This is a genomic window from Asanoa sp. NPDC050611 (assembly GCF_040654855.1).
GTDB lineage: Bacteria > Actinomycetota > Actinomycetes > Mycobacteriales > Micromonosporaceae > Asanoa.
In genome coordinates, this window is the sequence record NZ_JBFAIU010000237.1 from 1 (window position 1) to 11,963 (window position 11,963).

General features: G+C 71.6%; 12 protein-coding genes. 4 read left to right on the top strand and 8 right to left on the bottom strand.

All coding sequences use genetic code 11. The annotated features are described in order from the left end of the window. Positions 1-6: 6 nt before the first annotated feature. Genes AB0H87_RS28820 through AB0H87_RS28835 form a run of 4 tightly spaced genes read right to left on the bottom strand, consistent with a single transcriptional unit; the run spans position 7 to position 4,507 of the window. Complete coding sequence (locus AB0H87_RS28820) at positions 7-165, bottom strand: hypothetical protein (RefSeq protein ID WP_360152319.1); 159 nt, start codon at positions 163-165, stop codon at positions 7-9. A gap of 38 nt (positions 166-203) precedes the next feature. After that, positions 204-1,883, bottom strand: a complete 1,680-nt coding sequence (locus AB0H87_RS28825; protein ID WP_360152322.1) for a hypothetical protein — start codon at positions 1,881-1,883, stop codon at positions 204-206. A 3-nt stretch (positions 1,884-1,886) separates the two neighbouring features. Beyond that, positions 1,887-3,752, bottom strand: coding sequence for a hypothetical protein (locus AB0H87_RS28830; protein ID WP_360152325.1), 1,866 nt, complete (start codon positions 3,750-3,752; stop codon positions 1,887-1,889). Then, the gene (locus AB0H87_RS28835) at positions 3,749-4,507 is read right to left on the bottom strand and encodes an FkbM family methyltransferase (protein ID WP_360152328.1); all 759 of its coding nucleotides are present in this window, start codon (positions 4,505-4,507) and stop codon (positions 3,749-3,751) included. The genes AB0H87_RS28830 and AB0H87_RS28835 overlap by 4 nt, the downstream gene beginning before the upstream one ends. A 103-nt stretch (positions 4,508-4,610) precedes the next feature. Here AB0H87_RS28835 and AB0H87_RS28840 point away from each other — a divergent pair, with 103 nt between their 5' ends. The 3 genes from AB0H87_RS28840 to AB0H87_RS28850 are packed head-to-tail and all read left to right on the top strand — an operon-like array spanning position 4,611 to position 7,625. Continuing rightward, the gene (locus AB0H87_RS28840; protein ID WP_360152331.1) at positions 4,611-5,810 is read left to right on the top strand and encodes a nucleotide sugar dehydrogenase; all 1,200 of its coding nucleotides are present in this window, start codon (positions 4,611-4,613) and stop codon (positions 5,808-5,810) included. Then, a complete protein-coding gene (locus AB0H87_RS28845) occupies positions 5,807-6,586 on the top strand; it encodes a glycosyltransferase family 2 protein (RefSeq protein WP_360152334.1) in 780 nt (259 codons plus the stop codon). Before AB0H87_RS28840 ends, AB0H87_RS28845 begins: the two co-directional genes overlap by 4 nt. Positions 6,587-6,599: 13 nt before the next feature. Beyond that, positions 6,600-7,625 carry an NAD(P)-dependent oxidoreductase gene (locus AB0H87_RS28850; RefSeq protein ID WP_360152337.1) on the top strand — a complete coding sequence of 342 codons (1,026 nt, stop codon included), beginning with the start codon at positions 6,600-6,602 and terminating at the stop codon, positions 7,623-7,625. A 3-nt stretch (positions 7,626-7,628) separates the two neighbouring features. Here the strand turns inward: AB0H87_RS28850 and AB0H87_RS28855 are convergent, their stop codons facing one another. Continuing rightward, entirely contained in the window at positions 7,629-8,288 is a 660-nt protein-coding gene (locus tag AB0H87_RS28855; RefSeq protein WP_360152340.1) for an MSMEG_1061 family FMN-dependent PPOX-type flavoprotein, read from the bottom strand. 121 nt (positions 8,289-8,409) lie between these two features. Between AB0H87_RS28855 and AB0H87_RS28860 the strand changes: the two genes are divergently transcribed. Continuing rightward, positions 8,410-8,646, top strand: coding sequence for a hypothetical protein (locus tag AB0H87_RS28860; protein ID WP_360152342.1), 237 nt, complete (start codon positions 8,410-8,412; stop codon positions 8,644-8,646). On the opposite strand, the gene AB0H87_RS28865 is transcribed toward AB0H87_RS28860, so the two are convergent. From AB0H87_RS28865 to AB0H87_RS28875, 3 genes are all read right to left on the bottom strand, one after another. Next, complete coding sequence (locus AB0H87_RS28865; protein ID WP_360152345.1) at positions 8,643-9,914, bottom strand: Nramp family divalent metal transporter; 1,272 nt, start codon at positions 9,912-9,914, stop codon at positions 8,643-8,645. The genes AB0H87_RS28860 and AB0H87_RS28865 overlap by 4 nt on opposite strands. 24 nt (positions 9,915-9,938) lie before the next feature. Continuing rightward, positions 9,939-11,630 carry a chaperonin GroEL gene (groL, locus tag AB0H87_RS28870; protein ID WP_360152348.1) on the bottom strand — a complete coding sequence of 564 codons (1,692 nt, stop codon included), beginning with the start codon at positions 11,628-11,630 and terminating at the stop codon, positions 9,939-9,941. 13 nt (positions 11,631-11,643) lie between these two features. After that, positions 11,644-11,963 (bottom strand): zinc-binding dehydrogenase (locus tag AB0H87_RS28875; RefSeq protein ID WP_360152351.1); only part of this gene is annotated, 320 nt, incomplete at its 5' end.

Sequence of the window (11,963 nt, forward strand, 5' to 3'; positions counted from 1 at the left end):
GCGGGGTCAGCGAGTGCCGTAGACCGTCATGGCGGGATCGTCGACGACTTCGTCGGCGACGTGATCCGCGGACGGGCTCACCGCACCAACGGTGGCGACGATGCCAATGACGCCGAGCGTCGCACCGAGGACGGCGGCGACGACGAACGTGGCCAACCTGGCCATAGATACCCCTCCCCGGAACCGTGAGTGCGCGGACCGTATCACGGCTCCCGCCGCCCGCGCAGCACCACGAAGGCACCAATGATCACGACGAGCCCGGCGAGCACGTGCGCGACCACCGCGGGCCACCGCCGGCCCGGTCCCGGGGATGCCGCCGTGATCCCGGGGTTCTCCCACAGGGCCAGGTACTCGCCGGCGTACACGGGCCGCAGTCCGGACAGGACGTTCGCGGGTAGCTCGACGCCCGGCTCCGTGCGGACGAGGACCCACCGCACCCCCGAACCCGCGACCGGCTCTCCCGCGTCGAGGGCGGCCCGCACCCGTGCGGCCCGCGGGTTCTCACCGTCGACGGTCACGGTTCCGACCCGCAGGGCGTCGTTCATCAGCACCGGCGCGTCCAGGTAGCGCGGTGCGGGGTCGCGGACGACCTGGCCACGGTTCCACCGGTAGCGCTGGTAGCCCTCGAACGGCAGCGAGAGCACCTCGCCCGGCGCCGCGGCGACGCGCGCGGACACGGCCGCCCAGTCGGCCGGGTACCGCACCGGGCGCAGTTGGCCGGCCGCGCCGACCGCGAGATCGGGCAGGATCGCGACCGGCAGCAGGGCGGCGGCGACCAGCACGACCCGTCCGGCGTTCGCGTCGAGGCGGCCGGCGAGCGCGCGCGCCAGCGCCTCCGCGCCGACGGCGAAGGTGACCGCGACCAGCGCCGCGTACGGGATCAGGAACTTCTGGCCGTCGCGCAGCAGGCCCGCGCCGGGAACGCTGGTGACGAGCCACCCGAGAACGGGTTCCCCCGGCCCCGTGCCGGCCAGCGCGACGACGAACGCGCCCGCGGCCAGCCACGCCAGGCGCACCGCGTCGCCGGGCCACCGCCGGCGCAGCGCGTGGAACCCGACCGCGCAGACCGCCAGCAGGGCCAGGGTGGCGATCGGCACGAGCGCCGACCCGCGGCTGCCCGGCACGGTCTGCGCGTTCCAGATCCCGCCGGTGCCGGCCAGCGCACCGATCGTGCCGCTCCAGTTCTCGGCCCGTGCGGCGAACGCGGCGACGCCCTCGGGATCCGAGCGGCCACCGGCCGCGCTGGTCAGCGCCGCGACCACCCACGGCGCGCACAGCGCCGCGACACCACCGACGCCGAGCGCGGTCGACCGCCGCCACCCGGCGAATCCGCCCGGCAGCAGAACCAGCACGGTCGCGAGGGCGATCAGCCCTCCGGTCGGTGTCACCGCGGCCGGCGCCGCCGCCACGACCAGCCGGGCCAGCCCACCGGGCCGGCCGGCGCGCACGTCACGGACCGCCGCCACCAGCCACGGCAGCGCGGCGTAGGCCAGCAGCAGCCCCCACTGACCGAGCAACAGCCGCTCGGCGAGGAACGGCGTCCACGCGTAGGCGAGCGCACCCACGACCCGGGTCAGCGTCCGCTCGGTCGGCACCAGCCGCGCCATGCCCAGCGCCGCGAGGTAGACGATCGCCACCAGCACGAACCGCTGCAGCAGCCAGCCCGGGACGGCCAGGTTCGCCAACGAGACGAGCGCGTCCAGTGGTACGGCCCGCGGAAGCGCGTCGGCCGGCGCGAGCATCTCCCAGCTCAGCGGCTGCCGCGGGACGAACACCATGTCGTAGCGGAGCACGTAGCCGGGCGCGACCAGCGGCGCGAGCACCACCGCCGTGATCGCGGCCGCGGTGCCGTGCGGAACGAGCCGGGCTGTCGGTCGCCACACGGTCTATCCGGTCGGCTGCGGCACGAGCTCGCCGATCTCGATCTCGTCGGTGCAGAAGCTGGTCGCCGGGTCGGCCACGGCCAGATCGACCGAGCTGCCGCCACCGTGTACGAGCAGGAAGATCGCGTTGAGCCCCCGGTGCACGTCGAAGGTGGTGGCCTCCCCCGCGCCGAGCCGGAACGTGCCGGTGGTGTCGCGGTCGCTGAGGTAGGCGATGCGAACCGCCTGCCAGTACTCGGTCACGGTGCCGGCGAGGGCGATCGTCGTGGTCCGTCCACCGGTGAGCTGGTAGCCGCAGCCCGGTTCCGGTCCGGGTCGGGCCTTGACGCCCTTGACCCACGCCGGCCGCACCTTTCCGGAGGAGTCGAAGACGAACAGGTGCTGCGCCTTGGTCACGAAAACCGGATCGTGGTCGAGCGGGGCGAAGAACCGCGACTGCGCGTTCCACGGCGCGGAGAGCGGGTCGACGATGCTCGCCGGCACGGGCTGGTCCATGAACACCGTGCCCGGAGCGGCATTCGCGAGGCCGTCCCGGGCCGTCGTCAGGTAGTCCCGGCCCAGCTTCGACGCCCAGTCGGTGGCGAAGTCCATCCCGCTGTAGAGGCTGCTGGCCACGAGCAGGACCGTGCCGGTCGCGAGCGCCGCGCCGAACGTCCGCGGGCGCGACCGTACCGCCGCGAGCAGGGCCGAAGTCGGCCGCGGGTCGTCGCGGCGCAGCCCGCACAGCGCGACGCCCACGCAGATCGCGGCGACGAGCAGCACGTCGGCGACGTACCGGGGCACGAGGCCGGCGACGCCGCTGTACGCCGACCCGAGGCGGGTGGCACCGATGAGACCGGCGGAGAAAGCCGCGTAGAGCGACAACAGCAGCCAGGCCCGCAGGGCCGTCGTCCGGCGCAGCCACAGCGTGAGGACGACGAGCGCGGCCACGAGCAGCCAGGAGATCGCTTGGAGCGTGGCCGTCGGCGCGGCGACAGCCGGGCCGTCCGACGCGTCGAGCCAGGTCCACGGCCCGCCGAGGAGTCCGGTCGTGAGCGACTGCCCGAAGAACTGCTGGAGGAAGGTGCCCACCTCGGCGCCGGACATCGGTCGACGCAACGAGGAGGTCGACCCGGTGAGGTAGAGCGCGAGGAAGACCAGGGAGACGCCGGTGACGACCAGCCACGCGGGCCACCAGCGGCGGATGGTGGTGAACGCGGCGCGGACCGGGCCGCCGGGGGCGTAGAGGCAGGCGGTCAGCAGGAAGACCAGCGCCACGACCAGCAACGACTTCTCGAAGAAGATTAGGCCGAAGACCACCCACAGCCCGAGCGCCACCAGGTGCCGGCGTTCCCGGGTGCGGATGTAGCGGACCTGGCTGGCGACGCCCATGATCATCGCCAGCTGCATCGGCAGCAGGTTGATGCCGACCGCCCACCAGGCGCTGACCTCGAGCGTCAGCGGGTTGAACAGGAACAGGCACAGCGGGACCAGCAGCGCCCAGCTCGGTTCGAGCATGAGCCGCAGCAGCCGGTAGAAGGCGATGGCCACCACGAGATTGGTGATGATCATCAAGGTGGCGTACGGCCAGTAGTCGAACTCGGTCAGCCGGTGCGTCACCCAGGTGACCAGCCGGCCGCCCGGCATCAGGTGGTTGTTGTAGTACTCGAGCAGGTAGCCGAGGTTCAGGCCGCTGGCGTCGGCCTGGGAGATGATCGGGAAGTCGTCCGCGACGAGATAGCCGCGCGTGGTGATCGCGGCTCGCCAGGCGGTGCTCGCGGCGATCAGCACGGCGGCGACCACCCGCAGCGGATCCCGCACGATCCAGGCGGGGATCGTGACGGTCGCCGGCGTGTCCGGGCGGGCCGCCTCGGCCGTGGTCGTGCTCATCGAGATCCTTCCGGCCGGAACAGCACGAGGTTGACGTAGCGGGGCCACGGCGCGACCACCCGCCGCGCGAAGCTCTGCCGCACCCGGCCGACCGCCGCACGCTGGTGGGCGACCAGGTCGAACTCCTCGAGGGGCAGCCAGCGGTCGCGCGGCATCACGAAGGGCCGGTAGCCCCACGCCGCGAGCAGCGCGACAACCGGCTCGACCGGCTGGATCCGCTCCTCGACCTCGACGAGCAGCAGCGGGCGGTCCCGCCGTACCGTCTGCTCGGCTCCGCGCAGCGCGGGCAGTTCGTGTCCCTCGACGTCGATCTTCATGAACCGCACGTCGGTGAGGTCGAGACTGTCCACCGTCACCCGGCGCACCGTGGTGCCGACACCCTCGCCGTGCTCGACCGACGACGTGCCCACGCCAGGGCCACCGGCCGGGAGGAACAGCGTCGCGGTGCCGAGGTGGTCGGAGGCGGCCGCCTCGACCACCCGGACGTCGGGATAGGCCGTGGCGACCCGGCGGGCCAGGTCGGCGGCGGGCTCCAGCGCGACGACCCGGTCGGCGAGCCGGCGCAGGCCGCGGGTCCACGGCCCGTACCAGGCGCCGATGTCGACGGCGGTGCCCCCGCGCGGCGCGTAGGAGGCGAGCCGGGCGAGCTCGGGCTCGATCCGCGGGTAGACCGCCCGGATGGCGGCCCCCACCGCACCGGCCGGCAACGCGGCGGCCACGCGCGAGCTGATTTCGGATGTCAGGGTCCCGGCCATGCGGGGGACATTAGCCCCTGTCACGCCGGTGGGTGGACCCGAGGTTTCCTCACCAGTAACCTGCACAGGATCCGCGCCGGGCGGACAGGAGTGTGAGGTCGCGATGGCAGTTGCGGAGACCGCGGTCGACGTCTGCGTCGTGGGCGGGTGCGGGCGGGTCGGCCTGCCGTTGGGAATCGCGCTGGCCTCGCGGGGCCTGTCGGTCGTGCTCTACGACATCGACGCCGCGGCGGTCGACCTCGTCAACGCCGGCCGGTTGCCGTTCGCCGAGGCGGGCGCGGGCGAGGAGCTGACCGCGGCGCTGGCCGCCGGTCGCCTGACGGCCACGACGGCGGCGTCGAGCGTCGGCCTGGCGGACGCGCTGGTCGTGGTCGTCGGCACCCCCGTCGACGAGCACCTCAACCCCGACCTCGGCGCGGTGCCGCGCGCGCTGGAGCGCTGCACCGAGCACCTGCACGACGGTCAGCTCGTCGTGCTGCGCAGCACGGTCTATCCCGGTGTGACCGCGTTGACCGAGAAGCTGTTGACCAGCAAGGGCCTCGCCGTCGACGTGGCGTTCTGCCCGGAACGGATCGCCGAGGGCAAGGCGATGACCGAGCTGTTCGCGCTGCCGCAGATCGTCGCCGCCCGCACGCCGGCCGCGCTGGCCCGCGCCGGACGGCTGTTCCGCCACCTCACCGACACGATCGTCGAACTGCAGCCCGAGGAGGCCGAGCTCGCGAAGCTGTTCACCAACACCTGGCGCTACATCAAGTTCGCGACCGCCAACCAGTTCTGGATGATGGCCAACGACTTCGGTCTCGACTTCGCGCGCATCCGGCACGCGGTGGCCTACGACTACCCGCGGGCCGCGGACCTGCCGATGCCCGGCTTCGCCGCCGGGCCGTGCCTGCTCAAGGACACGATGCAGCTGGCAGCGTTCAACCGCAACAACTTCGTGCTCGGCCACTCCGCGATGCTCATCAACGAGGGCCTGCCGCTCTACCTGGTCTCGCGGCTCGAGGACCGGTTCGACCTCGCGGAGATGACCGTCGGCATCCTGGGCATGGCGTTCAAGGGCGGCAGTGACGACTCCCGCGACAGCCTGGCGTACAAGCTTCGCAAGATCCTGACGCTGAAGGCGCGCGAGACGCTGTGCACCGACCCGTACGTGACCGACGACCGTTTCCTCCCGCTCGACGACGTGCTCAAGCGGGCCGACCTGCTGGTGATCGCCGCGCCGCACGCGGAGTACGGCCGGCTGGACACCGACAAACCCCTCGTCGACATGTGGGGCCTGACCGGGCAGGGCGTGCGGGTGTGACCCCCCGCGTCAGCGTCGTCATCCCGGTCTACAACGAGGGTGAGGCGGTCGTGCGGTGCCTCGACCGCATCCTGCGCGAGGTCATGCTGCCCGCCGAGATCCTCGTCGTGCACGACATGCCGGAGGACACGACCGTCCCGTACGCGCGACAGATCGCCGAGCGCGACCCGCGCGTGCGCACGGTGCTCAACACCTACGGACCCGGGCCGGCCAACGCGGTCCGGTTCGGCATCGACGTGGCCCGCGCGCCGGTCGCGGTCGTCACGATGGCCGACGGCTGCGACGACCCCCGCCAGATCGACGATCTGGCCCGCCTCGTCGACCGCGGCGTCGTGGTCGCCGCCGCCTCCCGCTACATGCCCGGCGGCCAGCAGGTCGGCGGTCCCCGCTTCAAGCGGATGGCATCGCGGTGGGCCGGCCGGAGCCTGCGACTGCTGGCCCGGGTCGGCACCCGCGACGCGACCAACAGCTTCAAGGCGTACGACACCGCGTTCGTCCGTGAGGTCGGCATCGAGTCCCGGACGGGCTTCGAGATCGGGATCGAGCTGACCGCGAAGGCGACCCGCCTGCGCCTGCCCGTCGCGGAGGTCCCCACGATCTGGCTCGACCGCCAACTCGGCGAGTCCCGCTTCGACATCGGCCGCTTCCTGCCCAGCTACCTTCGCTGGTACTTCTTCGCGTTCGGGCCGCGGCTCACGCCCGACCAGCTGGCGGCGCGGTGGGAGCGGATCCGCCCGGCCGTGCTGCCCGAGCAGGATCTCGACAAGACGCGATAGGAAGGCACACGGCGTGGCGAAGGTGCTGGTCACCGGTTCGGCGGGCTTCATCGGCGGTTACCTGGTCGAGGAGCTGCTCGACCGTGGGCACGAGGTGGTGGGGCTCGACAACTACTCGAAGTACGGGCCGGTGGCGCACGGGTACGACGACCACCCGCGCTTCTCCTTCGTCGAGGGCGACGCACGCGAGCCGGGCCTGCTCGCGGAGCTGCTGGTCGACTGCGACCATCTCGTCGCGGGCGCCGCCATGATCGGCGGAATCTCCTACTTCCACGCCTACGCGTACGACCTGCTCGCCACCAACGAACGGATCATGGCGGCCTCGTGCGACGCGGCGATCGCGGCTCACCGCGCCGGGAAGCTGCGCAAGGTCACCTACATCTCGTCGTCGATGGTGTACGAGTCGACCGACGAGTGGCCGAGCCGGGAGGGCGACGAGCGACGCATACCGCCGCCGGTGTCGTCGTACGGGTTCCAGAAGCTCGCCGTCGAGTACTGGGCGCGGGCGGCCTGGGACCAGCACGGGTTGCCGTACACGATCGTGCGGCCCTTCAACTGCGTCGGCGTGGGCGAGGGACGCGCGCTCGGTTCGGCCGAGGTGCTCTCGGGCAACGTCAAGCTCGCGATGTCGCACGTCGTACCCGACCTGGTGCAGAAGATCCTCAAAGGACAGGACCCGCTGCACATCCTGGGCTCGGGCCAGCAGGTGCGCCACTACACCTACGGCGGCGACCTGGCCCGGGGCATCGCGGCCGCGATGGAGCACCCGGCCGCGCACAACGACGACTTCAACCTGTCCACGGCGGAGTCGACGACCGTGCTCGCGTTGGCCGAGCTGATCTGGCGCAAAATCAAGCGCCCGGACGTGCCGTTCCGTCACGTCAGCGACGAGCCGTTCGCCCACGACGTCGCCAAGCGGGTGCCCGACGTGACCAAGGCGCGGGACGTGCTCGGCTTCACGGCGACGACCACCCTCGACACCATGCTCGACGAGGTGATCCCGTGGATCAGCCGCGCGGTGGACGAGGGACGGCTCTAGCGTCTACTCGTACCGGTACCTCAGCGCGTCGGCCTCCGCCTGCTCGATGTCGGCGATCGTCAGCCCCGGCATCCGCAACTGGGCCAGGGTCACCTCGGCCGAGGTCGGCTGGGCGTCCGCCGGCAACCACTGCTCCGGCTTCCAGACCCCGCCACGCAGCAGCGACTTGGGGCAATGCGGATAGACCTCCTCGATCCCGAGCACCAGCGCGCTGGCCGGCGGCTTGCCCACGGCGGTCAGCTGGGACAGCAGATCGGGGCGGGTGGACACACAGGCCCGGCCGTTCATCCGCAATGTCGTGGTGCGCCCCGGGATGAGGAACAGCAGCCCGGCCCGCCCGGTGGCGACGACGTTCTGCAGGGTGTCGAGCCGCTTGTTGCCGGTCGCGTCCGGTATCGCCACCGTCCGTGCGTCCAAAACGGCGACGAACCCGGCGGGACCGCCACGCGGTGAGACGTCACAGTTGCCCGCGGCGTCGACGCTGGCGACCAGAACCAGCGACGCGCACTCGACCAACCGCCGGGTCTGCTCGGTGAGCGCGGTCATCTGCTTCCGCACGGCGCCGTCGCTGGGCAGTTCGTAGACGCGACGCAGCGCGTCGTGGTCGGAGACGGCATCGACCCGCAACGAATCGAAGGCAGATGCGGCGAGGGCTGGCTCCATCCGCCGACCCTAACGGACAGACGCTGCGGGCCGTTGACCGTCGGATGCGGCCATCGACAAAGCCGCTGACGTGTCTCAGGATGAGACGGAGGGCGCCGCTCGTACGCGGTGTGATGCGGTTATGGAGCCGACCACGACGTTCGCTCAGGTTGCCGAGACGGTGGCCGGGCTTGGTGCGCTCGGGCTCCTGACCGGGACGCTCAACCTGTTCGCCCTGCGGGTCGTCCGCATCGACGAGGTGCCCGGGTGCGTGCAGCCCCGCATCCGCTGGTGGAGCACCCACAACCCCGCCTTCCTGCTCACCAGTGCGGCCGTCACCGCGGCGGGGATCGTGATGATGATCGTGGCGGCCGTTTAGCCGAAGAACGTGTCGTAGAGCAGGAACACGTTCAGGGCGATGATCAACGCCGCGATCGTGCCGGCGGCCGCGTTGGTCAGGCGGTTGTTGACGAACGTGCCCATGATGTCGCGGCGGCGGGTCAGCATGAGCAGCGGCACCAGCGCGAACGGGATGCCGAACGACAGCACCACCTGCGAGATCACCAGGCTGTCCGTGGCCGGCAGGCCCAGGCCCAGCACCAGCAGCGCCGGTGCCATCGTGACCGCCCGCCGCAGGAACAGCGGGATCTGGCGGCGGATGAAACCCTGCATCACGACCTGGCCGGCGTACGTGCCGACGCTCGACGACGACAGGCCCGACGCCAGCAGTGCCACGGCGAAGGCCAGCGCCGCGCCGCCGCCGACCATCGCGCCCAGGCCCGCGTGGGCGCCCTCGATCGAGTCGATGTCCGCGCGGCCGCCGCCGTTGAACAGCTGCGCCGCGATCACCAGCATCGACAGGTTGATCAGGCCGGCCGCGCCGAGACCGACGACCACGTCGAGGCGCTGGAAGCGCAGCAGCTCGCGCCGCTCGGCGTCGTCGCGGCAGGCGACCCGGGACTTGGTCAGCGCCGAGTGCAGGTAGACCACGTGCGGCATGACCGTCGCGCCGATGATGCCGCAGACCAGCAGCAGGCTGTCGCCGCCGGCGAGGTGCGGCACGAGGCCCTTGGCCAGGCCCGACGGGGACGCGCCGACGACCAGCAGGTCGTACAGGAAGCCGAGGAAGACGATCCCGAGCAGCGCGATGATCGCCAGCTCGAAGCGCCGGTAGCCGCGCTGCTCCAGCGCGAGGATGGCGAACGCGACGACGGCCGTGATGATGCCCGCGGCGAACAGTGGCACACCGAACAGCAGGTAGAGGCCGACCGCGGCGCCGACGAACTCGGCGAGGTCGGTCGCCATCGCGATGATCTCCGCCTGGACCCAGAGGCCGCGCGAGACGGGGCGCGGCAGGTGTTCCCGGCACAGCTCCGGCAGGTCCCGGCCGGTCGCGACGCCCGCCTTGGCGGACAGGTACTGCACGAGCATGGCCATCAGGTTCGCGACGACGATGACCCAGGCCAGCGTGTAGCCGAACCGGGCGCCTGCGGTGAAGTTGGTGGCGAAGTTCCCCGGGTCGATGTAGGCGACGGCCGCCACGAACGCGGGGCCCAGCAACGCCACCACTCCGCGCAGCCGCCCCCGCGACCGCAGCTCGCGCAGGACGGAGATGTCACCATCCGGGGCGACGGCGGGCACTGCCACGCCGTCGCCCTTGACCGGGCCCACCTACCCGACCGACGGGCCGAGGCCGAGCGACTGCGGTGTGCTCGAATCGGGCGAGGGCTGCTTGAGACCCTCGTCCAGCGGCCCGAACTCGGTCATCAGCGCCGCGCTGCCGCCCCACGGCGTCTGCTCCTCCGCCACCAGCGTGTTGGTGGTCAGCAGCAGCCCGGCGACCGACGCGCCGTTCTGCAGCGCGGACCGGGCCACCCGCAGCGGGTCCACGATGCCCATCTCGACCATGTTCCCGAACCGGCCCTCCAGCGCGTCGAAGCCCTCGTCGGGCCCGAGCTGTGAGATCCGGTCGACGACCTCCTGGCCGGAGTAGCCGGCGTTCGCGGCGATCAGGAACGCCGGCTCGGTCAGCGCGCGGCGCACGATCTCGACGCCGGTCGCCTTGTCGTCCTTGACGTCCAGCGCGTCCAGGGCGTCGTGGGCGTGCAGCAGCGCGGCGCCGCCACCGGCGACGATCCCCTCCGCCATCGCGGCCCGGGTCGCGGACAGCGCGTCCTCGACGCGGTGCTGCAGCTCCTTGAGCTCGGCGTTCGTCGGCGCGCCGACCTTGATGACCGCGACCTTCCCGGACAGCGCGCCGATCCGCTCGGTCAGCACGTCCTCGTCGGCGCCGAACGTCGCCCGCTCCAGCTCGGAGCGCAGCTGGGTGACCCGGAACTCGACCGCCGACGCGTCGCCCGCGCCGTCGATGATCGCCGTGCGCTCGGCGTTGACCCGCACCTGCGCGGCCCGGCCGAGCTGGTCGAGCGTCATCGTCTCCAGCGTGAAGCCCGAGTGCCGGCTGTAGACCGCGCCGCCGGTGATCGCGGCGATGTCCTCGAGCTTGTGCAGCCGCCGGTCGCCGAACCCGGGCGCCCGCACCGCCACGCACTGGAAGACCCCGTTGACGTGGTTGTGCGCCAGCATCGACAGCGCCGTGCCCTCGACGTTCTCCGCGACGATGACCAGCGGCCGCGGCGCCCGCATGATCTTGTCGAGGATCGGCATGAGCTGCTGGACCTTGGTGATCTTCTCGCTGCACAGCAGGATGTACGGGTCGTTGACGACCGCTTCGAGGCTGGCCGGGTTGGTCACCATGTAGGGCGACAGGTAGCCGTTGTCGAACTCGAAGCCCTCGACGAACTCGACGGACATGCCGTGCCGGGCCGACTCCTCGACGGTGACGATGCCGCCGTCGCCGACGGTGTGCAGCGCGGCCGCGATGACCGAGCCGACCGCGTCGTCGTCGTTGGCCGAGATGGCCGCGACCCGCGACAGCTCCTCCTGTGTGGACACCGGACGGCTGACCGTGCGCAGGCGCTCGACGAGCCGGTCCACGGCCAGATCGACACCCCGCTTCACGAGTACGGGGTTCGCACCGCCGTCGATGGCCCGCATGCCCTCGTGGACGATCGCCTGCGCGAGCACCGTCGCCGTGGTCGTACCGTCGCCGACGATGTCGTTGGTCTTGATCGCGGCTTCCTTGACGAGCTGCGCGCCCATGTTCTCGAACTGGTCCTTGAGGTGGATCTCCCGCGCGATGGTCACGCCGTCGTTGGTGACGACCGGGGAACCGGTGATCTTCTCCAGGATGACGTTGCGGCCCTTGGGGCCCAGCGTCGACTTGACCGCCTCGGCCAGCTTGTCGACGCCGTTCAGGAGGAGGGAGCGCGCATCAGCGCCGAAGCGCAGTTCCTTGGCCATCGCCGAAAGCTCCTTACGGTACGAGAATGGCGCGGCCGCGGACCCGGCCGGCGTCGAGGTCCTGGATCGCGTCGAGGGCGGCGTCCAGAGGGTAGGTACAAGTGTGCAGGGTGACGCGGCCGGCTTGGGCGAGGACCATCAGCTCGGCGAGGTCGTTGTAGGTGCCGACGATGTTTCCGATGATGTTGCGTTCGGTGGAAATGATGTCCAGCGTGGGGATCTGCAGGGTGCCGCCGTACCCGATGACGAAGTAGGAACCGGCCGGCGCGGTCATCGCGAATCCGTCCTGTTCCGCTCCCTGCTCGGCGACGAAGTCGAGCACGACGTCGGCGC